A 21,188-nucleotide genomic window follows, 5' to 3' on the forward strand; every position below is an offset into this window, starting at 1 on the left:
CTTGTGGGATCGCGCTCAGGAGTTGCTGTGATTGCATACAATCACAGGTGATCGGTCCCGCTTGTACACAATCGGTTTCGATCGTGTAAAACCCGCTCTTCTCCACAGATGTGTGGGACGGCCGTTCCGCGGGCCGTGCCGGCGTGAGTCTGACGGGATGCGCCGCCCTCCCCATCGCCCGACTGCGGTCGTGTACATCGACGGGTTCAACCTGTTCCGGCGCGCGCTGCAGGGGCACGATGAACGCAAGTGGCTCGATCTCGAGGCCCTCTGCATGCGGTTGCTGCCGGGCTACGACGTCGGGCAGATCCGGTACTTCACAGCCCGGGTCCGACACGTCGAGGGGAACGACCCGCGGGCGCCGCAGAACCAGGAGCGGTACCTGCGGGCCCTCGGGACGCTGCCGTCGGTGTCGCTGCACTTCGGGACGTTCCGAGCGGACAAGCGGTGGATGGCGATGTCCCCGATCGAACTCGAGGACAGCGGTCGACCACGGCGGGTCCGTGTGCGCAAGATCGAGGAGAAGGGGACGGACGTGAGCCTCGCCGCACACATGGTGTCCGACGCGATGCGCGGGGTTGCCGACGCGTACTTCCTGCTGTCGAACGACTCGGACTTCGTCGAGGCGCTGCGGATCGTGCGCGAGCGGGCGGGTGCGGAGATCGGGCTCATCGTCCCGGGCGGGAAGGCCGCGCGGGGACTGCTCGACGTGGGCATCGACGAGATGCGCGTGGTCCGGCCCCATGTGCTGCTGGAGAGCCAGTTCCCAGACCGGATCGTGGACGAGTCTGGTGCGTTCCGCCGGCCGCCGTCGTGGAGAAGTGCAGAGGCCCCTCTCCGGAGAGAGGGGCCTCGCGCCGGTTAGCCACGTTCTCGGCACCCCGGGTTGCAGCCTCAGCCTGACACGTCTGGGAGTGATCCGCAACTGAAATTCCACATGCAACAAGTTCGGTCACGGCCCGCTCTGAAGCACAGGGGTCGTCTCGTCGGAGGGCACCTCGCGTCGGCGGAGCCACCCGCGTCGTACCCTGGACGCGATGACCTCCCGCACCGCCCGCCTCCTCGTGCTCGTCGCGATCGGCATCGTCGCCGGTGTCCTCTCCGGCCTGTTCGGCGTCGGCGGCGGTGTCATCGTCGTCCCGGCGCTCATGGCCTTCCTGCACCTGGACCAGCGCAGCGCCTCGGCCAGCTCGCTCGTCGCGATCGCCCCCGCGGCCGTCGTCGGGGCGATCACGTACGCCGCCCAGGGCGAGGTGCACTGGCTCGCAGCGCTGACCCTGGCGGTCGGCAGCGTCGTCGGTGCCCCGATCGGCGCACGGCTGCTCCGTGCGATCTCGCTCCGGGTCCTGCCGTGGGTGTTCGTCGCCTTCATCGTGGTCGTGCTCGTCTCACTGTTCACGAACACCCCGACCCGCACCGGCGACGTGCACTTCGGCGTCGTCGAAGCGTTCGTCCTGCTCGGCATCGGCCTGCTGTCCGGCGTGCTGTCGGGTCTGGTGGGCGTCGGGGGCGGCGTCGTCATCGTCCCCGGTCTGGAGCTCGCTCTCGGCGCCGGTGACCTGCTGGCGAAGGGGACCTCCCTGCTGACGATGATCCCGACCGCGGTCTCCGGCACCGTCGCGAACCTGCGGCGGGGCGCGGTGGACCTGCGCGTCGGGCTGACGGTGGGCATCACGGCCGCGGTCTGCTCACCAGCGGGTGCCGCGCTCGCGCGGGTGGTCGACCCGCAGGTCGGCACCTGGCTGTTCGCGGCCTTCCTGGTGGTCGTCGCGGTGATCGTGGTGCGACGCGGCCTGCGCACGGCGCGCGCCGACGCGCAGCCTGGGCCCGGCGGTCTGGAGGGTGCGGCCGAGTCCGCGACGGGCGTGGCGGACCGGTGAGGGGCCTCCCGGGAGGCCCGGTGCAGGTCGTCGACGCGACTCGCGACGGCACGGCGGTCACCGCGTGAGCCGCGCGAGCGCCGAGGACGTGTTGGTCGCGTTCGCGCGGACGCCCGGGGACGTCGCCGCTGCGCGGCGCGTGGCGCGGCAGTTCGCCGACCTGGACGAGGGTGAGCGGTCGGCGCTGCTGTGGAGCGAGGACCCGGGCGCCCGGCTGGTCGCGGTCGTGCTGCTGGTACAGGCGATGCGTTCGCGCGCGGACCCCGAGCTGACCGACGAGTACCTGTCGGCAGCGCGGGCCGAGCGCATCGACCGGGCCGAGCTCGTCGACATCGCGGCCGAGGAACTCGTCGGCACGCCGATGCTCGGCGGGTCGACCGGGCCGTTGTTCGCGCTCGCCAAGTCCGACGTCCCGTGGGTCCGGCGGATCGCCGTCGTCGCGACCCTGGCGTTCGTGAAGCAGGGCGACGCCGAGGTGCCGCTGGCGGTGATCGGCCGACTCGTCCGCGAGAAGGGCGACGTCGTGCAGTCGGCCCTCGGCTGGGTGCTGCGCGAGGTCGGCAAGCGAGCGTCGGAACCCGCGCTCGTGGCGTTCCTCGAGCAGCAGGGTCGATTCCTGACGCCCGCGGCGCTGGCGACGGCGACCGAGCACCTGCCGGCGGCCGAGCGCGACCGGATCCTGACGAGCGCGCGTTAGGGCTGCTGCCCCTCGGCGAAGAAGGTGGTGAGGCTCGTGACGACGCCTTCGCTTCGAGCGCGTCCCATCCGGTGACGGAGCCGTCCGGATCACGGAACACGACGTCGGGGGCGTAGCTGCGCTCGATCGCCTGACGTCGGGTCGTGGCGTCACGGTTGCCGAAGACGTCGTGCAGGCTGGCGGTGAGGAGCTCTGAGGTGGTCGACATGGCCAGAGCGTCGACGGCACCGCCGCCGATCACGACCCCGGTCAGGTGAACACGTCGTCGAGCGTGTACGTCGCCAGCTGTCGTTGCTGCAGCAGCTCGTGCAGCCGGGGCAGTGCACCGATCGTGCCGGGGAAGTTGGCGTGGCCGATCACGATGTGGGCGGGCTGGAACCACTGGTCGGCGAACCCGACGATCTGGTCCGACGTGATGTCGCCCGAGTCCGCCAGCGACCCGTACCAGAGCAGTGGTGTGGTGTACCCGGCGCGGGCGGCCGCGGCGTCGACCCGGGCGTCGTGGTAGCCGAAGGGCGGGCGGAAGTACGGCTTCGCGCTCACGCCGAAGGTGTCCTGGATGAAGTCGTGGTTGCGCGTGAGCTGGTCGACGATGCCCTGGTCGGACAGCTTGGTGAGCGCCGGGTGGTCCCACGTGTGGTTGCCGAGCTGCACCTGCCCGGAGGCCACCAGCGGCCGCAGCAGGTCGGCGTGGTCGGTCCACGACGGGCGGACACCGTTCACGAAGAACGTCAGCCGGGTCCCGGTCTCGGTGGCGAATCGGGCGTACGCCTCGACGACCTCGCTCGAGGCGCCGTCGTCCACCGTCCACGCGATGCCCGGCGTTCCCTGCGGCAGCCCCGTGATCGTCCCGCTCGGGAGGGGCTGGCGCTGCAGAGCGGGCGAGGTCGGGGTGGGGGTCGGGGTCGGCGTGGGTGTTGCGGTCGGCGTGGGGGTCGGCGTCGTGCTCGGGGTCGCGTCGGCCGCCGTCGCGGTGGTGCTCGCGCGCGGTGACGGGTCGCCCGCGCACGCGGACAGTGCGCCGACGAGCACCGCTCCACCGAAACCGGACAGCAGGACGCGGCGCGACGGCTGCCGGGTGGATCGGAGGTTCATCGCCGCCATCGTCCCGAGCGTCGGGTGACGGGCGCATCAGCACGGAGGACGAACTGCGGTGGCCGACCGGCCATCGGTGCGCGTCGATGGCCGTTGCGTGCCGCGTGCCGCGTGCCGCGTGCCGCGAGCCGCGAGCCGCGGACTGCGGCTGTGAAGCCGCCACGGGGCGGGCGCGTACCCAGGACGTGGACCTGAGCCGCGCCTCCCGGTCGGCTCGACCCGCGACGAGAGGAGCGCTCATGCGCGCACTGACCTGGCAGGGCACCGAGAAGGTGTCCGTCGAGACCGTCCCCGACCCGACGATCCAGGAGCCGACCGACGCGGTCGTGCGGATCACCTCCACGGCGATCTGCGGCTCCGACCTGCACCTGTACCGCGTGCTCGGCCCGTACATCGACAAGGGCGACGTCCTCGGCCACGAGCCGATGGGCATCGTCGAGGCCGTCGGCAGCGCGGTCACGAACCTGAAGGTGGGCGACCGCGTGGTCGTCCCCTTCAACATCTCCTGCGGGCACTGCTACATGTGCCAGCGCGGCCTGCAGTCCCAGTGCGAGACCACCCAGGTGACGGAGTACGGCAGCGGCGCCGCGCTCTTCGGCTACACGAAGATGTACGGCCAGGTCCCCGGTGGCCAGGCCGAGTACCTGCGCGTGCCGCACGCCGACTACGGCCCCATCGTGATCCCCGACGACGGCACGCCCGACGACCGCTGGCTGTTCCTCAGCGACATCCTGCCGACCGCGTGGCAGGCCGTGCAGTACGCCGACGTCCCCGAGGGCGGCACGCTCGCGGTGCTCGGCCTCGGCCCGGTCGGGCAGTTCGCCGCGCGCATCGGCAAGCACCTCGGCTACCGCGTGCTCGCCGTCGACCCGGAGGCCGTCCGCCGCGACCTCGGGGCGAAGTACGACGTCGAGACGTTCAACCTGTCCGACGACGTCGTGGCACAGCTCGTCGACCGGACCGACGGGCGTGGCCCCGACGCGGTCGTCGACGCGGTCGGCATGGAGGCCCACGGCAACCCGCTCGCCGGGTTCGCCCAGAGCGCGGCCGGCCTGCTGCCCGACAAGCTCGCACAGAAGGCGATCGAGACCGCCGGCGTCGACCGGCTTGCCGCCGTGCACGCGGCGATCGACATGGTCCGTCGCGGCGGCACCGTCTCGCTGAGCGGTGTCTACGGCGGCATGGCCGACCCGATGCCGATGATGACGCTGTTCGACAAGCAGATCACGGTGCGCGAGGGACAGTGCAACGTCCGTCGCTGGATCGACGACATCATGCCGCTCGTCTCCGACCCGTCCGACCCGCTCGGCACGCTCGACCTGACCTCGCACCGCGTGTCCCTCGAGGACGCGCCGCACATGTACGAGGTCTTCCAGAAGAAGCAGGACGACTGCGTGAAGGTCGTCCTCGACCCCGCGATGGCCGCGGCCGCCGCGTGACCCGGATCGTCGTCACCGGGGCGACCGGCAACGTCGGCACGGCCGTGCTCCGGCGGCTCGCCGCCGAGCCGGACGTGCAGGTCGTCGGGATCGCCCGGCGTCTGCCTGACGTCCACACCCCGCCGTACGGCGACGCCGTCTGGCACGCGGTGGACGTCGGTGCCGCCGACGCGGTCGACCAGCTGGCCGCGGTCTTCCGAGGCGCGGACGCGGTGATCCACCTGGCGTGGGCGCTCCAGCCGACGCACGACATCCCGGCGCAGTACCGGACGAACGTGGTCGGGACGGCGAACGTCCTGGCCGCGGTCGCCCGGGTCGAGGTGCCGCAGGTCGTCGTCGCGTCCTCGGTCGGGGCCTACCGCGGCGTCGACGTCGAGGGGAAGCGCCGGCGGGTCGACGAGTCGTTCCCCGCCGAGGGCATCCCGACGGCGACGTACGCGATCCACAAGGCCGAGAACGAGCGCGTGATGGACGAGTTCGCAGCGGCGTACCCGTCGGTGGTCGTGACGCGCATGCGGCCCGGGCTGGTCTTCCAGCGGCACGCGGCGGCCGAGCTCCGGGGGCTGTTCCTCGGCCCGGTCGTCCCGATGCGCATCGTCCGGTGGATCCGCTGGTCAGTGCTGCCCCTGCCGTACGCCTTCGTGTTCCAGGCCGTGCACGCCGACGACCTCGCCGACGCGTTCTGGCGGACGGTCGACCGACGGGCCGGCGGCGCGTTCAACATCGCCGCCTCGCCGGTCCTCACACCGCCCCACATCGCGCGGGTGCTCGGCATGCGCGGTGCCGTCCGGATCCCCCTGCGCCTGCTGCGCGGGATCGTGACCCTGACGTGGCGGCTGCGCCTGCAGCCGACCGACGCCGGGTGGATCGACATCGCAGCGTCGGTCCCGGTCATGTCGACCGAGCGCGCGCGCACGGAACTCGGTTGGGAGGCTCGGCACAGCGCCACGGACGCGCTCGGTGAGCTGGTGGCCGGGTTCGCCGACGGCACGAACGTCCCGGGGTCCGGCCCGCTGCGCGGGTAGCCTGCTCGGGTGCTGTTGCCGACCGACCTGCTGGGGACCTGGACCCTGCGACGGACGGTGCTGGATCGTCGCGCCGGGCTGTCCGGGCACGTGGTCGGCTCGACCTCGTTGTCGGTGGTCGGGCAGGACGAGGTCGCGTGGACCGAGGTGGGCACGATGCGCTTCGGCGAACGGGCGACCCCCGTGTCCCGGGCACTGTCGGTCCGTCGGGGGTCCGACGGGCGGTGGCGCGTGCACTTCGCCGACGGCCGGGTCTTCCACGACTGGGTGTGGGGCGCGACCGTCGCGCACGCGTGCGCGCCGGACGACTACACCGGGGAGCTCGCGGGCGACGCGTCGCGGTGGACGGTCCGCTGGGACGCGGTCGGGCCGGCGAAGGACTACCGCCTGGACAGCGTGCTCGACGGTCGGGTCGACCCGGCAGACTGAGTGCATGGCCCGCACCTCCGGCAAGTCCTCCGGCACCGACGCCCCGCGCATCTCGCTGACCGAGCCCGCCGACCTGACCGACTGGCGGCCCGGACCCGGCGACGTGCTGTCGGGTGACCGCATCGACGGGCGACGGATCGCGGCGCTCGACGTGGCCGGTGAGCGCCTGCCCGACCTCGAGCTCGAGGCGTGCGTGATCGAGGAGTGGCACGCCGACGGAGCCGACCTGCGCGGCCTCCGGATCCACGACTGCGTGGTCGAGTCGCTCGATGCACCGGTCCTGCGTGCGTCGAGCAGCACCTGGCGCGACGTCCGGATCGGCGGGGGCCGTGTCGGATCGGCCGAGCTGTACGACGCCGGGCTGAGCGGTGTCGAGTTCGTCGGGATGAAGCTCGGGTTCGTGAACCTGCGCGGAGCGACGGTGACGGACATGGTGTTCCGCGACTGCGTCATCGACGAGCTCGACATCGCCGACGCCCGGCTGCTGCGCGTGTCCTTCGAGGGGACCCGCATCCGCGCGGCGGAGGGCTCGAACACGAGCATCGCGCACGTGGACCTGCGCGCGGCCGACCTGGACCGGGTGGAGCGGCTCGAGGGCTTCCGCGGTGCGACGATCGGCAGCGACCAGCTGTACACGCTGGCGCCGTTGCTCGCGGCCCAGGCCGGCTACCGCGTCGACTGAGGGGCACCAGCGCGCGGCCCGGGTGCGAGGCTGATCGCGCGGTGCGAGGTTGGTTCCTCGCACGGGGCGATCAACCTCGCACCACGGATCAACCTCGCACCAGTGGTCAACCTCGCACGGTGCTCAGCGCGGCCGCCAGGTCGGCCTGGATCAGGTCGCCGTGCACCGCCGCTCCTGCCGTGGTCCCGGCTGCGGCGGACACGATCACCGTGGCCATCGGCGACGCCACGTTCCCCACGGCCCAGACCCCCGGGACGTCGGTCGCGCCCGTCGGCCCGGCGGACACCGCGCTGCCGAAGCGGAAGTCGCCAATGAACTGATCCACGGCGACCAGGGCGAGCCCCTCGAGGCCGTCGACCCGCGCCTCGGCCGTGCTCGCGGCCGCAAGTGCGTCGAGCTCGACCGTGGACCCGCTGGCGAGGGCGACCCCGGTCAGCGCGCCGTCCGTGGCGAGTACCTGCACCACTGAGTCGTCCACCACGGTGATGCCCCGGGCAGCGAGACCGGCACGAGCAGCGTCGTCCGCGAGCGCGGGGTCCGTCACGAACACCGTCACGTGCTCGCTCAGCGCCCGCCACATGAGTGCCTGGTGTGCCCCGAACGGCGTCGTCACGAGCACACCGATGTGGCTGTCACGGACCTCCCACCCGTGGCAGAACGGACAGTGCACCACGCCGCGACCCCACTGCTCCGCCAGGCCCGGCACGTCCGGCAGGACGTCCACGGCGCCGGAGGCGACGACCACCCGTCGGGCGGTCACGGTCTCGCCGGTGTCGAGGGTCGCGGTGAACCCGACCGGGTCGCTGGCGGTGAGGGGTGTCGCGGAGGCGGCCACGATCCTCCCGGCCGTGGACCGGACGCCGTACTGCGCGACCTCCTCGCGGCCGATGCGGGTGAGTTCGCGCGGACCGGCGCCCTCGCGACCCAGGTAGTTGTGCACGCCATCGGCCGGGGCGTTGCGGGGTTCGCCCGCGTCCACCACCAGCACGGAGCGGCGTGAGCGACCGAGGATGAGTGCGGCGGCGAGGCCGGCGGCGCCACCACCGATGACGAGGACGTCGAAGGAGTCAGACATGCGCTCATCGTGCGAGGTCGAGCCGGAAACGGCAACGATCCTTGCTGCTCTGGCAAAATGGCGGGATGGCTCATGGACACCAGGACCGACTCCCCGCGCGCACGACGGCCGAGGTCGTCGGCGGGGTCGGGCCTCGGTTGCGTGCGCTCCGGCAGCGTCGGGACGTCACGCTCGCCGCACTGGCGACGGAGACGGGGATCTCGGTCAGCACGCTCTCGCGGCTCGAGGCGGGGCAGCGGAAGCCGACGCTCGAGCTGCTGCTGCCCTTGGCCCGCGCCTACCAGGTGCCGCTCGACGACCTGGTGGGGGCGCCGCAGACCGGCGACCCGCGGGTGCACCTGCAGCCCGAGATGCACGGTGGTCGGGTGGTGGTGCCGCTGACCCGGCGGACCGGAGGCGTGCGCTCGTTCAAGCAGCTGTTCCCGGCGCACTCGCCCGGGGGTGAGCCCGACCTGCGGACGCACGAGGGCTACGAGTGGCTCTACGTCCTGTCGGGGCGGCTGCGCCTGCTGCTCGGGGAGCGCGACCTCGACCTCGGCCCGGGCGAGGTCGTCGAGTTCGACACGCACACGCCGCACTGGATCGGGAACGTCACCGACCAGGTGACCGAGGTGCTCTGCCTGTACGGGCCGCAGGGGGAGCGGGCGCACGTGCGATCACGGCCGGCGGGGTGACCGGCGTCAGAACACGTGCGCCATCACGTCGTCGAGCAGCCCCGTCGTCGGGACGTTCGCCTGCTTGATCTCGATCCCGATGTCACCGAGGGTGAAGTAGGTGGTGCCGAGCTGCACGCCGTACTGCTCGTCCGTCGAGACCTCCTGGCACCAGTAGCCCTGACCATCCCGTGCACAGTCGATGCCCGGCAGGTCCCGCAGCGCGCCCACTGCCGCCGACGAATCGACCACCCCGACGTCGATGGCCATGGTCGTGATGTCCGCACGAGGGTCGCGCCAGACGCAGTACAGACGCTTGCCGTCGGACTGCCGCACCGGGTCGAAGACCGACTTCGGGATCGCGACGGGCGACCCGACGACCGCCGGGTCGTTGAGCGGCGCGTTCGCGAACTTCCAGCGCCCTGCCGTCAGCAGCCCCTCGCACGTCGCCGGGACGGTGCCGCTGGCGTCGGCCCCCGCAGCGGGCGTCGTGGTCGAGGTCGGACGCGGTGTCGTGGAACCCGCGCCGTCGTCCGGCGTGGACCCGGCCGCGGCGGTGCTCGTCGGGGCGGGTGTCGTCGCGGTGCCTCCGGTCGGGCTCGCCGATCCATCCGGCTGCGCGGCACCACCCGTGCAACCAGCGAGCAGGAAGGCTGCGGCCAGCCCTCCGGCGAGAGCGAGCAGTCGTGTGCGGTGTGTCCGTGTCGTCCCCCGGGTCATGGCTCCGACACTAGGAGCCCGATGACGGCGGAGCCCGCCCCGTGACCGGATCGTTGTCCGGCGTGGCAGGCCGCGCGGGTGGTCGCGCGGGGCTCAGCCGCGCCAGACCACCCGTGGCGCGAGCAGGCGGTGTCCGGTCCCCGCCGGCAGCACGGAGCGGCCGGCGCCCATGAGCAGCTCGACCGCCGCCGAGGCCACGTCGACCAGCGGCTGCTCGACACTCGACAGCCCGACCGCCGCGGCGACGGGGGTGTCGTCGTACCCGACGACGGGGACCTCGGCGCCGAACGCGAACCGCGCACCGAGCGCCAGGGTGTCGGAGGCGCACACCAGGGCGTCGGGACGGGCCCCGGTCTCGAACGCTGCCTGCACCGCGTGGGTCGCGGCGGCGACGTCGTCCTCGCACGACAAGTCCAGACCGGCTGCGGGCTCGTCCCCGGTCGCCTCGACGACGGCGTCGTGCCAGCCACGCCGCCGCTCGTCGCCCTGACCGGACGGGCTCGGCCAGCCGAGGAACCCGATCCGCCGGTGTCCGGCCGCCAGCAGGTGGGCCGTGGCCTCGTGCGCACCGGCGCGTCCGTCGACGTCCACCCACGGGTGCGGTGCCGCGTCCATGTCCGGGATGCCCCATGGTCGGCCGAACGTGACGAAGGGGACGTCGTTCGCGGCGAGCCAGGTGGTGCGCGGGTCGTCGTGGAACGTCGACGTCAGCACGAAGCCGTCGACGTCCGAGCCCTCGACCAGGCGTTCGAACTGTCGGACCTCGTCCTCGGGGTCGGTCGCCGTGAACAGCAGGATGCGCATGCCGCGTTCGTCGGCGGCGTCGACCAGGGCGTGCAGGAAGCGGTCGAGCACGGCGCCGGAGATCCCGTGCACCCGCTCGAGGCGGACACCGAGCGTCGAGCTCTGCCGCGTGCGGAGCCGACGAGCGGACGCGTGCGGTCGGTAGCCGAGGTCTCGGATCGCGTCCTGCACGCGCGTCAAGGTCGTCGGCCGCACCACGTCGGGTCGGTTCAGCGCGTTCGACACCGTCTGGCGTGAGACCCCGGCCGCAGCGGCGACGTCGGCGACGGTGGCGGGATGCGACATGGGGTTCACGGTAGCGCCCCAGAGGTGTACCTTCGAGCTGTTTGATCGATCAAATTGAACGATCCAACGACGACTCGACGAGGAGTACCCCCTGATGCAACGACGCACAGCACGCATGCTGACCGCGGGCGCGATGGCGCTCACCGCGGCACTCACCCTCTCCGCCTGCGGTTCGGGCTTCCAGAGCTCCGGCGGCTCCGACTCCGGAAAGCTGACCTCGAGCGGGTCCGACCTGTCGGTCCTGATCGGGTCGTCCGGCGACGCCGAGACCGCCGCCGTCAAGAGCGCAGCCGCCGCCTGGTCGAAGACCTCGGGCACCGGCGTCTCGGTGCAGCCCGCCAACAACCTCGACCAGCAGCTCGCGCAGGGCTTCGCCTCGGGCAAGCCCGCCGACGTCTTCTACGTGTCCACCGGGTCGCTCACCGGGTACGCCACGAACGGCTCGCTGCTGGCGTACGGCGACGACCTGAAGGACAAGGCCGACTTCTACCCGACGCTCACCAAGTCGTTCACGGTCGACGACAAGCTGTACTGCGCGCCCAAGGACTTCTCGACCCTGGCGCTGTTCATCAACACCGCCGACTGGAAAGCCGCCGGGCTCACCGACAGCGACGTCCCGACCACATGGGACCAGCTCGCCGAGGTCGCGAAGAAGCTCACCCGCGACGGCCACGTCGGCCTGGGGATGAGCCCGCAGTACGAGCGCCTCGGGGCGTTCATGGCGCAGGCGGGCGGCGCGCTGACGAACGCCGACCAGACGAAGGCCACCGCTGACTCTGCGGCCAACGTCAAGGCCCTGCAGTACGTGAAGGGCCTGCTGACCAGCGGTTCCACGAAGTTCTCGAGCGACCTCGGCGAGAGCTGGGGTGGCGACGCGTTCGGCAAGGGCAAGGCGGCGATGACCGTCGAGGGCAACTGGCTGACCGGCGCGATGTCGTCGAGCTACCCGGACGTCGACTACAAGGTCGTCGCACTGCCCAAGGGTCCCGCTGGGGCGGGCACGCTGCAGTTCACGAACTGCTGGGGCATCGCGAAGGCCTCGAAGAACCAGAAGGCGGCGCTGGCCTTCGTCGAGCAGATGACGAGTACGAAGCAGCAGCTGTCGTTCGCCAAGTCGTTCGGTGTGATGCCGAGCGTCGAGTCCGCGGCGAGCACCTGGAAGCAGGACTACCCGCAGTACGCGGCGTTCCTCGACCAGGCCTCGAGCGCGCAGGGCGTCCCGAACAAGCCGGGCACCGCCGACGTCATCGCGGACTTCGACTCCAAGCTCGGCAGCCTGGCGTCGACCGACCCGCAGACGCTGCTCGAGGGCGTGCAGAAGAACATGACCGCGGCGCTGAAGGGCTGAGACCGTGACCACCGCGAGCGTGCGCGGACCCGTCCGCCGCCGTCGCCGCGCGAACCGCGCCGAGACGGTGTCGGGCTGGCTGTTCACCGCACCGACGATCATCGTCCTCGGGCTGTTCCTGGCCGTCCCCGTGCTGATGGCGGCATGGGTGAGCGTGTCCGACTGGCAGGGAGTGGGCAGCCCGTTCGCCTCCGGCGTGCAGTTCGTCGGCGGGCAGAACTACGCCAAGATCCTGGGCGGGGGCGGCCTCGATGAGCAGAACTTCGGCACGGCGCTGCGGAACAACCTCTGGTACGTCGTGTTCGTCGTGCCGCTGCAGACCGCCGTCGCGCTGGGGCTCGCGGTCCTGGTGAACGGCCGGGCCCTGCGCGCTCGCGGGTTCTTCCGCACCGCGTTCTACTTCCCGTCCGTCACCAGCTCGGTCGCGATCACCGTGCTGTGGCTCTTCCTGTTCTCGTCGTCCGGTGCCGTGAACAAGATCCTCGGTGGATCGGCGTCAACGGGCCGAACTGGTTCAACCAGCCGACCGGCCTGTTCCACCTGGGTGCCGGTGACCCACCGGCCTGGCTCGCCGACCACACCGCGCTCGGGATCTCGTGGTGGGAGTGGCTGGCCGGTCCGTCGGTCGCGATGACCGCGTTCATCCTGCTGGCGGTGTTCACGACGAGCGGCACGTTCATGCTGCTGTTCATCGCCGCGCTGCAGAACCTGTCAGCCGACGTCGACGAGGCAGCGATGATCGACGGTGCCGGTGCGTGGACCCGCTTCTGGCGCATCACGCTGCCGCAGCTGCGTCCGACGCTGTTCACGGTGCTGACGCTCGGGCTGATCGGCACTTGGCAGGTGTTCGACCAGATCTACACCGGCACGAAGGGCGCTCCGGCGAACACGACCCTCACCCCGGCGTACCTGTCGTACACGTCGGCGTTCACCAGCCAGCAGTGGGGTGTCGGCGCGGCGATCGCGTTCATCCTGTTCGGCATCATCGTCGTCTTCACGCTCCTGCAGCGCTGGGCACTCCGCGACCGCCCGGTCTCGCGGCGCCGCATGCGCTGGATCGAGACGCCCTCACGGAAGGAGGGGGCGCGATGAGCGCACCCACATCGGTCGCCGCGACGCGCGTGGCGGCGGCGGGTCGGGCCTCCAGTCCGGGAGGCCCGGTGCCGGCAGGCAGGCGACCTCGCCGCATCGGGGTGGCCGGGGTCGCCTGGATGGCGGGCGGTCTGCTGATCGCGGTCGTCTACCTGCTGCCGTTCTACGTCGCGATCGTGAACGCGTTCAAGACCGACCAGGACGCCTCGCTGAACCCGCTGGCGCTGCCGACGACGTGGACGTCGGCAGCGTTCAGCACGCTGTTCCAGAACTCGGACTTCGGGGTGTGGACGCTCAACTCGGCGATCGTCGCGGTGTGCGTCACACTCGGGCGGATCTTCTTCGACTCGCTCGCCGGGTACGCCCTGGCGCGCCTGCGGTTCCGCGGCCGGCAGACGGTGTTCGCGGCGGTCGTCGCCGTGATGGCGGTCCCCGGTGTCGTGCTGCTCATCCCGAAGTTCCTGGTGATCAACCAGCTCGGCATGTACGACTCGTACTCGGGCATGATCGTGCCGCTGCTGGTCGACGCGGCCGGGGTCTTCATCATGAAGAACTTCTTCGAGTCGATCCCGGTCAGCGTCGAGGAGCAGGCCAGGATCGACGGCGCAGGCACTTTCCGGACGTTCTGGTCGGTCGTGCTCCCGATGGCCCGGCCAGCTGTCGTGACGATCACGATCCTGTCGTTCCAGGCATCGTGGAACGAGTTGCCGCACTTCATCGTGTCGTCGTCCTCGCCCGCGCTCACCACCCTGACGAAGGGCGTGGCGTCGCTGGCGTCCGGGGCGCTCAGCGCGGGCAACCAGTACCCGATCAAGCTCGCCGCGGCGTTCGTGATGACCATCCCGGTCGCCGTCGCGTTCTTCGTGTTCCAGAAACGGATCATGAACACCAGCGACGGGGCGGTCAAGGAGTGACCGCGGCGACGACGAGCGCACGGACCGACACCGAGCAGATCGACACCGCACCGGCCGAGGAGCGCCCCATGCCACTGCAGCCCCTGCTCCACGACGAGGTCGCCGTCATCGCGGCACCGACCCAGGCGTGGTCGGCAGCCTCCGGCGACGTCGGCGCGAACCCCGTGCACGGCTACTGGACCGGCGACCAGCGCGTCGTGTCCGCGGTCGCGCTCGACGTCGCCGGTACCGGGGTCGAACCGATCGCGACCGTGCCGACGAGCGCGCGCGAGGTGGTCTTCACCGGGCTCCTGCGGGGGCTCGACGGTGCGGGGGCCGATCCGGACGTCCGACTGGACCGTCGGCGCCGCGTGCGTGTCGACGGCGTGACGGAGTCGGTGCGCATCACGGACCGGCGCGCCCCCGGTGGCTCGCTCGACGTCGTCGTGCGGATCACACCGGACGCTGCGTCGATGGACGCGGTCAAGGGTGGCGGGGGTGCCGTGCCGGCGGTGGCCGGGGTCCGCGACGACGGGTCGGTCGCCTGGCGGTCCGGGTCGGTCGACGTGGTGCTCACCGCGCCCGGTGCCCGTGTGGGCGTCGTCGACGGGGTCGTGGTCCTGTGCTGGACGCTCGACCGGGCGCGAGCGATCGAGGTCGGCTGGGACTGCGCGGTCGCCGTGCCGAGCGGCGTCGAGGGGGCCGTCGTCTCGGGCGTGCGCAGTCCCCGTCCGTTCGACCCGCCCGCTGACGTGGCCGACGACCGGCTGCGCCGCTGGCTCGACCGGGCGACGGACGACCTCGACGCGCTGCGCCTGGCCCGACCCGAGGGGGAGTTCCTGGCCGCCGGAGCGCCCTGGTTCTTCACGCTGTTCGGCCGTGACTCGCTGTGGGCCGCCCGGTTCCTGCTGCCCGTCGACACCACGATGGCCGCCGGGACGCTCCGGGTGCTCGCCGCGCTGCAGGGCACCCGCGTCGACCCGTCCACCGCCGAGCAGCCGGGCAAGGTCATGCACGAACTCCGCCAGGGGTCGCTGCCGATCGACAACGAGGAGCTCTCGCTGCCGCCGCTGTACTACGGCACGGTCGACGCGACGCCGCTGTGGGTGTGCCTGCTCCACGACGCGTGGCGTGCGGGGATGCCCGACGACCAGGTGCGTGTGCTCCTGCCGGCGCTCGAACGGGCGCTGGCGTGGATGCGCGACCACGGCGACGCCGACGGCGACGGGCTGCTGGAGTACGTCGACGAGTCCGGCCGTGGGCTCGCGAACCAGGGTTGGAAGGACTCCGGCGACAGCGTGCAGTGGCGCGACGGCACCCTGGCGGACGGGCCGATCGCGCTGTGCGAGGTGCAGGGCTACGCGTACGAGGCGGCGGTGCACGGCGCGGACCTGCTCGACGCCTTCGGCCGTCCGGGTGGCGACGACTGGCGTGGGTGGGCGGACCGGCTGGCCACGCGCTTCCGCGAGACCTTCTGGGTGCGCGATGACGTCGGCGCCCACCCGGCGATCGCCCTCGACGCCGACAAGCGGGCGGTGGACTCGGCCACCAGCAACATCGGACACCTGCTCGGCACCGGTCTGCTGTCGGCGTCCGAGGAGGCCGTCGTCGCCGCACGGGTCGTCGCCCCGGACATGGCGAGCGGCTTCGGGCTGCGGACCATGTCGACCACGGCCGCGGGGTACTGGCCGCTGAGCTACCACGGCGGCAGCGTGTGGGCGCACGACACCGCGGTCGTCATCGCCGGGCTGACCCGGTCGGGGTTCTCGTCTGAGGCCCGGACCCTCGCCGAGCAGCTGCTGGCGGCGGCCGTCGCGTTCGACTTCCGGATGCCCGAGCTGCACGCCGGGGACGCGGCGTCCGAGGTCGACCGTCCGGCGCCGTACCCGGCCGCGTGCCGACCGCAGGCATGGAGCGCAGCGGCGGCGTTCCCGGTGTGGGTCGCGATGCGCTGACGCCGGGTCGCGACGCGGACGTCGGGTCGCGACGCGGACGTCGGGTCGCGACGCGGACGTCGGGTCGCGACGCGGACGTCGGGTCGCGACGCGGACGTCGGGTCGCGACGCGGACGCCGGCTGGGCCGGTGCGGAGGACCACCCGAGCAGCCTGGACGTATGGCTGACGCACCCACGACCGCCGTCCTCTTCGACATCGACGGCACGCTCGTCGACTCGAACTACGCGCACGTGGACGCGTGGTGGCGTGCCTTCCGGGTCGTCGGCGCCTCGGTCGACGCCTGGCGCATCCACCGCCTGATCGGCATGGACTCGACGCGGCTGCTCGAGGAGCTGCTGCCCGACGCGTCGGAAGACGACCGCGACACCGCGAAGCAGTACCAGTCGGCGTACTTCGCCGAGCACATGCCGCGCCTGCGCCTGCTGCCCGGGGCACGTGCGCTCCTGCAGGGTGTGGCGGAGCGCGGGCACCAGGTGGTGCTCGCCACGAGTGCCCCGCCGAACGAGCTCGGACGGCTGCTGGAGCTGCTCGACGCCGAGCAGTGGGTCGACGTCGTCACCAGCGGCGAGGACGTCGAGCAGGCGAAGCCGGCACCGGACATCGTGCAGGTCGCCCTCGAGCGGTCCGGGGTCGACCCGTCGCGCGCCGTGATGGTCGGCGACGCGATGTGGGACGTCGAGACCGCCGGCAAGGTGGGCGTCGCGTGCATCGGGGTGATGACGGGCGGCATCGGTGGCGACGAGCTGCGCGGTGCCGGGGCGGCGGCCGTGTACGACGACGCGGCGGCGGTGTTGGCCGGGATCGAGGACGGGCCGATCGGGGCGTTCCGGCCCGTGTGACGGCCGGCGGTCTACGCCGGCGAGTGCCCTGCCGCGTCGAGTTCGTCCTTCTCGATGGCCTGCTTAGATTCCTGCTTCATGTAATTCCCTATCAGGCTTTGAAACTTTCGGATTCGTTCGTCCTCACGTAGCCGTGCGGTAATCGGCCAAGTAGCAAGCGCTTCCGCCGACAGTGCCTCCGTTTCGATGAGCGAGTCGAGGCGTGCGAATGCCCCATCGGAGTCTCGTAGCAAGCATTGCTTTGCAAACCCATATACATCTGACAAAACGGATATATCCCAAGCTTCGACATCTTGTCGGACGGCTTCGAGGCCATCCCGCTCGCTCATCGCGAGCCAGATGTTGACTCGAGCGTTCGTGGCCGCGGTCATGTCCTCCGGGTCGGCTTCGCGGCGCCGGTATGCAATCTCGGCGAATGTCCAGCGTTTCTCCTTAAGTGCGGCAAAAGCTGTAGTCTCGTTGAAGAAGTCTCGAGACGCTCTGTGCTTAATTAACTTCTTCCAAACAGCATCGGTCAGCAAAAGTCCAAAAGTTTCAATGTGTTCAATGCTCGAACCGACGTAATCAGGAGACGCATCGAGATAGGTGCCCTTCGCCATATCTGTTCCGCTTCTTTCAACGTATTGCTTCGACGCTCTGCCGCCATGATGAACGATGCAATGACGGCGCTCGGCGATCTCCACGATCTGGCTGTAATCGCTATATACTCCGGAAAACTTGATGCCAAGAGCTTCCTCAAAAAAAGCGCGCCAGCCGGTCAGTCCGCCTCGGGCTCGCTTATCCAGTTCGGTCTCCAAAGCGTTTTCGAGGGTCTCGTCGAGATTGTTTGTATCGAGCAGCTCCTGCAGGCTAACCTCGTTGGCACGTGCAGCGAGGGCTCTCGGTTGGAGGCGGAAGTAAATCCTCGCGAGTGACACAAAATGATCATCAAGTTCAGAAACGGAACGAATAAGAATAGACTCTAGAAAAATGGGGAGTCGCCTTGGCCTCCGGAGTCCTCGCCGAAACTCCATGTAGAACTCCGGACCCCATTCAAAATCTTTAATGTTTGACCAGAGTCCATCGAGGAGATCTTTGTAGGTCGCACTATCAGCGCCTTCTTGGAAGGCCCCGCGAATCGAGTCGCCGACAATACGCAAGTCTTGCTGTGTCATTCGTCCGAGGGTGACGCGCGTCCTGTCCATTGCGCGGACCATCCCGTCCAATTCGGCAGCCGGGGCTTGTAGCTCCTCGAACGTCTCATGAATCGCACGCAGTGTGTCGACGAAGGATTCGCCGGCGTTCTGGAAGAGGTAGTTTGCAAACTCGGGCGAATGCTGAAAGTCGGCCACGAGGCCCGACGCTATCAAGAGTCCCTTCGCGTGCCAAGATGGTCGATCGTGATCACGATCGAACGCGTCTCCTGGGATGACCCGCGCGCAGTGGAACTGCGTGCCCGGATGGACGAGGAGATGCACGAGCGGTACGGCTCGGCGCAACGCGACGAGGACCCCGCGGTCACCGCCGAGCGGGATCGTGCACTGGCCGTCGACCCGTCGCGCGTCATCACCTCGCTGCTCGCCGTCGACGAGTCCGGCGACGCGGTCGCACACATCGCGATCCGGTGGCTCGGCGACGAGGTCGAGCTGAAGCGCCTGATCGTGCTGTCGAGCGCCCGGGGCAAGGGGGCTGCGACGGCACTGCTCGACGCGTGCGCCGAGGTCGGCCGCGAGGTCGGGGCGAGTCGGCTCGTCCTGCAGACCGGCGACAAGCAGCCCGACGCCGTGGCGCTGTACGAGAAGACCGGCTGGCGGCGGATCCCGGTGTACGAGCCCTACGCGGCGACCATGCCGTGGTCGTTCTGCTTCGACAAGGCGCTCTGACCACAGCGCCGTACTTGCACTATGCGCTATTGAGTGCAATTCTTGCTCGGTGAGCACCGCCGAACGCACCCGCACGCTGCGGCGACGCATGATCGTCGAAGCACGTCGGTCGACGGTGGAGCACGGGCTGAGCGGTTTCACGATCGAGCAGCTCTGCGCCGCGGTCGGGGTCTCGCGGCGCACGTTCTTCAACCACTTCGGGTCGAAGGAGGACGTCGTCCTCGGCATCGAGCTGCACGCGGACACCGAGCTGCTGCGGGCCTTCGCGCGCGGCGACGTCGTGCCTCGGGACCTCGACCCACTGAGCGCGATCGTGGCGCTCGCTGTCGAGCAGGTCCGCACCATGGAGCTCGACCGGGCGGAAGAGGTGCTGGTGCGGACGGTCCTCGACCGCGAACCCGCGCTGCTCGCCCGGTTCCTGTCGGCGACGGACGTGCAGCTCGCGCACGTGGCCGACGCCGTCCGTTCCCGGTTCGGCTGGGATGCGGCGGCTGACCCACGTGCGCGCCTGGTCACCGAGTCCGCGGCGGCACTGCTGCGGGTGACCGCCGACCACTGGTTCGACGACGCGTTCGACGAATCGAGCAGCCCGCCCTTCGACGAGCTCCTCGCCACCAACCTCCGCCTCCTCAGGGCGGTCATCACCACCGGACAGGACGACACCCCATGAGCACCTCAGCGCCGCGCACCGCCAAGCGCGCCCGACCCGGGACGGACGGGCCGCTGCTCCTCACCCAGCGACGGATCTGGATCATCTTCGCCGCGCTCATCGCCGGCATGCTGCTGTCCAGCCTCGACCAGACCATCGTCTCCACCGCGATGCCGACCATCGTCGGCGACCTCGGCGGCGTGGCGCACCAGGCGTGGATCACGACCGGGTACCTGCTGGCGTCGACCATCGTGATGCCGATCTACGGCAAGTTCGGTGACGTGCTCGGGCGCCGCAACCTGTTCCTCATCGCCATCGCGCTCTTCACGCTGGCGTCGCTCGGCTGCGCGGTGTCGACCGACTTCTGGCAGTTCGTGGTGTTCCGCGCGATGCAGGGTCTGGGCGGCGGTGGCCTGATGATCCTGTCCCAGGCGATCATCGCCGACATCGTCCCCGCCTCGGAGCGCGGCAAGTACCTCGGCCCGCTCGGTGCGGTCTTCGGCCTGTCGGCCGTCGGTGGCCCGCTGCTCGGCGGCTTCTTCGTGGACCACATGACCTGGCACTGGGCGTTCTGGATCAACATCCCCGTGGGCATCGCGGCGTTCTTCGTCGCCTGGTTCGCGCTGACGCTGCCGAACAAGAAGGCGACCAAGCGCATCGACGTCCTCGGCGTCGCACTGCTGTCCGCCACCACGGCCTGCCTGGTCTTCTTCACCGAGTTCGGCGGCAACCGCCAGCACGGCTGGGGTGCACTGGAGACCTGGGTCTGGGGTGCCGGGTTCGTCGTCGCCGCCGCGCTCTTCGTGTTCGTCGAGGCGCGGGCCCAGGACCCGATCATCCCGCTGTCGTTCTTCCGCAACCGCACCTTCGTCACCGCGACGGCGATCGGCTTCGTGCTCGGGCTCGGCATGTTCGCCGCGATCGGCTTCGTCCCGACGTTCCTGCAGATGGCGTCCGGCACCTCGGCCGCGGTCTCCGGGCTGCTGATGCTTCCGATGATGGCGGGCCTGATCGGCACGTCGATCCTGTCCGGAACGCTCATCACCAAGACCGGCAAGTACCGCATGTTCCCGATCATCGGCACGATCGTGGTCGGTCTCGCGATGCTCGGCATGACGACGCTGGCCGCCAGCACCCCGATCCCGCTCATCTGCGTCTACCTGTTCGTCTTCGGCGCCGGCCTCGGCCTGATCATGCAGGTCGTCGTGCTCGTGGCGCAGAACGCCGTGCCCGCCGAGCAGGTCGGTACCGCGACGTCGACGAACAACTACTTCCGCGAGGTCGGTGCCTCGCTCGGTGTCGCCGTCTTCGGGGCGATCTTCACGTCCCGCCTGACGGACAAGCTGACCGACGTGTTCACGGGTGCCGGGGGCAGTGCCTCGCAGGCCGCGAACGCCAGCGCCAGCATCGACCCGACGCAGCTCGCGAAGCTGCCCCAGGCCGTGCAGGACGGCATCGTGAACGCCTACGCCGACTCCCTGTCGCCGGTGTTCTGGTACCTGCTGCCCTTCATCGCGGTCGCCCTGGTGCTCGCGCTCTTCATCCCGCAGATGCAGCTCAACGACGTGGCCGGCATGGTCGCCCGCGGCGAGGCCGTCGGCGGCGCCGAGGCGGACGAGCTCGACCGCGCGCAGCGCGGGGGAGCGGAGCGCGTGTCCACGGGGTCGGTCCCGACGACGCGGCACGACGAGTAGACGCGTCCACGGACCGGACGGGAGGCCCGGTGCCAGCTGGCACCGGGCCTCCCGTCCGTCGTCGGGTCGCG

General features: G+C 70.6%; 20 protein-coding genes and 1 pseudogene. 16 read left to right on the plus strand and 5 right to left on the minus strand.

Annotated features, from left to right (window positions below; translation table 11 throughout):
• The first annotated feature begins 190 nt into the window (after nucleotides 1-190).
• The 3 genes from DEJ13_RS01555 to DEJ13_RS01565 all read left to right on the plus strand — a co-directional run bounded on the left by DEJ13_RS01555 (nucleotide 191) and on the right by DEJ13_RS01565 (nucleotide 2,577).
• Nucleotides 191-865, plus strand: coding sequence for an NYN domain-containing protein (locus DEJ13_RS01555; RefSeq protein WP_181437044.1), 675 nt, complete (start codon nucleotides 191-193; stop codon nucleotides 863-865).
• A 172-nt stretch (nucleotides 866-1,037) separates the two neighbouring features.
• Nucleotides 1,038-1,880 carry a sulfite exporter TauE/SafE family protein gene (locus DEJ13_RS01560; RefSeq protein ID WP_111107063.1) on the plus strand — a complete coding sequence of 281 codons (843 nt, stop codon included), beginning with the start codon at nucleotides 1,038-1,040 and terminating at the stop codon, nucleotides 1,878-1,880.
• 64 nt (nucleotides 1,881-1,944) lie between these two features.
• Nucleotides 1,945-2,577, plus strand: coding sequence for a DNA alkylation repair protein (locus DEJ13_RS01565; RefSeq protein WP_181437043.1), 633 nt, complete (start codon nucleotides 1,945-1,947; stop codon nucleotides 2,575-2,577).
• 249 nt (nucleotides 2,578-2,826) lie between these two features.
• On the opposite strand, the gene DEJ13_RS01570 is transcribed toward DEJ13_RS01565, so the two are convergent.
• Entirely contained in the window at nucleotides 2,827-3,672 is an 846-nt protein-coding gene (locus DEJ13_RS01570) for a polysaccharide deacetylase family protein (RefSeq protein WP_284158129.1), read from the minus strand.
• Between the two features lie 239 nt (nucleotides 3,673-3,911).
• Between DEJ13_RS01570 and DEJ13_RS01575 the strand changes: the two genes are divergently transcribed.
• From DEJ13_RS01575 to DEJ13_RS01590, 4 genes are read left to right on the plus strand one after another with little or no spacing between them, the layout of a single operon-like run.
• A complete protein-coding gene (locus DEJ13_RS01575) occupies nucleotides 3,912-5,111 on the plus strand; it encodes a zinc-dependent alcohol dehydrogenase (protein WP_111107577.1) in 1,200 nt (399 codons plus the stop codon).
• On the plus strand, nucleotides 5,108-6,136 hold the full coding sequence (locus tag DEJ13_RS01580) for an NAD-dependent epimerase/dehydratase family protein (protein WP_111107578.1): 1,029 nt from the start codon (nucleotides 5,108-5,110) through the stop codon (nucleotides 6,134-6,136). The genes DEJ13_RS01575 and DEJ13_RS01580 overlap by 4 nt, the downstream gene beginning before the upstream one ends.
• 9 nt (nucleotides 6,137-6,145) lie before the next feature.
• The gene (locus DEJ13_RS01585) at nucleotides 6,146-6,565 is read left to right on the plus strand and encodes a DUF6314 family protein (protein ID WP_111107579.1); all 420 of its coding nucleotides are present in this window, start codon (nucleotides 6,146-6,148) and stop codon (nucleotides 6,563-6,565) included.
• A gap of 4 nt (nucleotides 6,566-6,569) precedes the next feature.
• Nucleotides 6,570-7,247, plus strand: coding sequence for a pentapeptide repeat-containing protein (locus tag DEJ13_RS01590; protein WP_111107580.1), 678 nt, complete (start codon nucleotides 6,570-6,572; stop codon nucleotides 7,245-7,247).
• A gap of 106 nt (nucleotides 7,248-7,353) precedes the next feature.
• On the opposite strand, the gene DEJ13_RS01595 is transcribed toward DEJ13_RS01590, so the two are convergent.
• Complete coding sequence (locus DEJ13_RS01595) at nucleotides 7,354-8,322, minus strand: NAD(P)/FAD-dependent oxidoreductase (RefSeq protein WP_111107581.1); 969 nt, start codon at nucleotides 8,320-8,322, stop codon at nucleotides 7,354-7,356.
• A gap of 65 nt (nucleotides 8,323-8,387) precedes the next feature.
• Between DEJ13_RS01595 and DEJ13_RS01600 the strand changes: the two genes are divergently transcribed.
• Complete coding sequence (locus DEJ13_RS01600; RefSeq protein ID WP_111107582.1) at nucleotides 8,388-8,996, plus strand: helix-turn-helix domain-containing protein; 609 nt, start codon at nucleotides 8,388-8,390, stop codon at nucleotides 8,994-8,996.
• A 6-nt stretch (nucleotides 8,997-9,002) separates the two neighbouring features.
• Here the strand turns inward: DEJ13_RS01600 and DEJ13_RS01605 are convergent, their stop codons facing one another.
• The gene (locus DEJ13_RS01605) at nucleotides 9,003-9,695 is read right to left on the minus strand and encodes a hypothetical protein (protein WP_056126352.1); all 693 of its coding nucleotides are present in this window, start codon (nucleotides 9,693-9,695) and stop codon (nucleotides 9,003-9,005) included.
• A gap of 93 nt (nucleotides 9,696-9,788) precedes the next feature.
• On the minus strand, nucleotides 9,789-10,784 hold the full coding sequence (locus tag DEJ13_RS01610; RefSeq protein ID WP_111107583.1) for a substrate-binding domain-containing protein: 996 nt from the start codon (nucleotides 10,782-10,784) through the stop codon (nucleotides 9,789-9,791).
• A 94-nt stretch (nucleotides 10,785-10,878) separates the two neighbouring features.
• On the opposite strand from DEJ13_RS01610, the gene DEJ13_RS01615 reads away from it, so the two are divergent.
• From DEJ13_RS01615 to DEJ13_RS01635, 5 genes and pseudogenes are all read left to right on the plus strand, one after another.
• Nucleotides 10,879-12,132, plus strand: a complete 1,254-nt coding sequence (locus tag DEJ13_RS01615; protein ID WP_111107584.1) for a sugar ABC transporter substrate-binding protein — start codon at nucleotides 10,879-10,881, stop codon at nucleotides 12,130-12,132.
• A 4-nt stretch (nucleotides 12,133-12,136) separates the two neighbouring features.
• A pseudogene (locus DEJ13_RS01620) lies at nucleotides 12,137-13,224 on the plus strand (carbohydrate ABC transporter permease).
• On the plus strand, nucleotides 13,221-14,138 hold the full coding sequence (locus tag DEJ13_RS01625) for a carbohydrate ABC transporter permease (protein WP_502868716.1): 918 nt from the start codon (nucleotides 13,221-13,223) through the stop codon (nucleotides 14,136-14,138). The pseudogene DEJ13_RS01620 and the gene DEJ13_RS01625 overlap by 4 nt, the downstream one beginning before the upstream one ends.
• A gap of 68 nt (nucleotides 14,139-14,206) precedes the next feature.
• On the plus strand, nucleotides 14,207-16,072 hold the full coding sequence (locus DEJ13_RS01630; RefSeq protein WP_111107650.1) for an amylo-alpha-1,6-glucosidase: 1,866 nt from the start codon (nucleotides 14,207-14,209) through the stop codon (nucleotides 16,070-16,072).
• A gap of 159 nt (nucleotides 16,073-16,231) precedes the next feature.
• Nucleotides 16,232-16,912 (plus strand): HAD family hydrolase, encoded by a 681-nt coding sequence (locus DEJ13_RS01635; protein ID WP_111107585.1) that lies wholly within the window; start codon nucleotides 16,232-16,234, stop codon nucleotides 16,910-16,912.
• 11 nt (nucleotides 16,913-16,923) lie between these two features.
• Here the strand turns inward: DEJ13_RS01635 and DEJ13_RS01640 are convergent, their stop codons facing one another.
• Nucleotides 16,924-18,243 carry a hypothetical protein gene (locus DEJ13_RS01640; protein WP_146245283.1) on the minus strand — a complete coding sequence of 440 codons (1,320 nt, stop codon included), beginning with the start codon at nucleotides 18,241-18,243 and terminating at the stop codon, nucleotides 16,924-16,926.
• A 48-nt stretch (nucleotides 18,244-18,291) separates the two neighbouring features.
• Between DEJ13_RS01640 and DEJ13_RS01645 the strand changes: the two genes are divergently transcribed.
• Genes DEJ13_RS01645 through DEJ13_RS01655 form a run of 3 tightly spaced genes read left to right on the plus strand, consistent with a single transcriptional unit; the run spans nucleotide 18,292 to nucleotide 21,117 of the window.
• A complete protein-coding gene (locus DEJ13_RS01645) occupies nucleotides 18,292-18,774 on the plus strand; it encodes a GNAT family N-acetyltransferase (RefSeq protein WP_258374153.1) in 483 nt (160 codons plus the stop codon).
• A gap of 49 nt (nucleotides 18,775-18,823) precedes the next feature.
• A complete protein-coding gene (locus DEJ13_RS01650) occupies nucleotides 18,824-19,444 on the plus strand; it encodes a TetR/AcrR family transcriptional regulator (RefSeq protein WP_181437095.1) in 621 nt (206 codons plus the stop codon).
• Nucleotides 19,441-21,117 carry an MDR family MFS transporter gene (locus tag DEJ13_RS01655; protein ID WP_111107588.1) on the plus strand — a complete coding sequence of 559 codons (1,677 nt, stop codon included), beginning with the start codon at nucleotides 19,441-19,443 and terminating at the stop codon, nucleotides 21,115-21,117. Before DEJ13_RS01650 ends, DEJ13_RS01655 begins: the two co-directional genes overlap by 4 nt.
• Nucleotides 21,118-21,188: the final 71 nt, after the last annotated feature.

This window comes from Curtobacterium sp. MCLR17_007, assembly GCF_003234655.2.
In the GTDB taxonomy this organism is placed as follows: Bacteria; Actinomycetota; Actinomycetes; order Actinomycetales; family Microbacteriaceae; genus Curtobacterium.

Coding starts and splice junctions, on each gene's coding strand:
- DEJ13_RS01560 (WP_111107063.1), top strand. CDS start 1,038: ATGACCTCCCGCACCGCCCGCCTCCTCGTGCTCGTCGCGATCGGCATC.
- DEJ13_RS01570 (WP_284158129.1), bottom strand. CDS start 3,672: ATGAACCTCCGATCCACCCGGCAGCCGTCGCGCCGCGTCCTGCTGTCC.
- DEJ13_RS01575 (WP_111107577.1), top strand. CDS start 3,912: ATGCGCGCACTGACCTGGCAGGGCACCGAGAAGGTGTCCGTCGAGACC.
- DEJ13_RS01590 (WP_111107580.1), top strand. CDS start 6,570: ATGGCCCGCACCTCCGGCAAGTCCTCCGGCACCGACGCCCCGCGCATC.
- DEJ13_RS01595 (WP_111107581.1), bottom strand. CDS start 8,322: ATGTCTGACTCCTTCGACGTCCTCGTCATCGGTGGTGGCGCCGCCGGC.
- DEJ13_RS01600 (WP_111107582.1), top strand. CDS start 8,388: ATGGCTCATGGACACCAGGACCGACTCCCCGCGCGCACGACGGCCGAG.
- DEJ13_RS01605 (WP_056126352.1), bottom strand. CDS start 9,695: ATGACCCGGGGGACGACACGGACACACCGCACACGACTGCTCGCTCTC.
- DEJ13_RS01610 (WP_111107583.1), bottom strand. CDS start 10,784: ATGTCGCATCCCGCCACCGTCGCCGACGTCGCCGCTGCGGCCGGGGTC.
- DEJ13_RS01615 (WP_111107584.1), top strand. CDS start 10,879: ATGCAACGACGCACAGCACGCATGCTGACCGCGGGCGCGATGGCGCTC.
- DEJ13_RS01625 (WP_502868716.1), top strand. CDS start 13,221: ATGAGCGCACCCACATCGGTCGCCGCGACGCGCGTGGCGGCGGCGGGT.
- DEJ13_RS01630 (WP_111107650.1), top strand. CDS start 14,207: ATGCCACTGCAGCCCCTGCTCCACGACGAGGTCGCCGTCATCGCGGCA.
- DEJ13_RS01635 (WP_111107585.1), top strand. CDS start 16,232: ATGGCTGACGCACCCACGACCGCCGTCCTCTTCGACATCGACGGCACG.
- DEJ13_RS01655 (WP_111107588.1), top strand. CDS start 19,441: ATGAGCACCTCAGCGCCGCGCACCGCCAAGCGCGCCCGACCCGGGACG.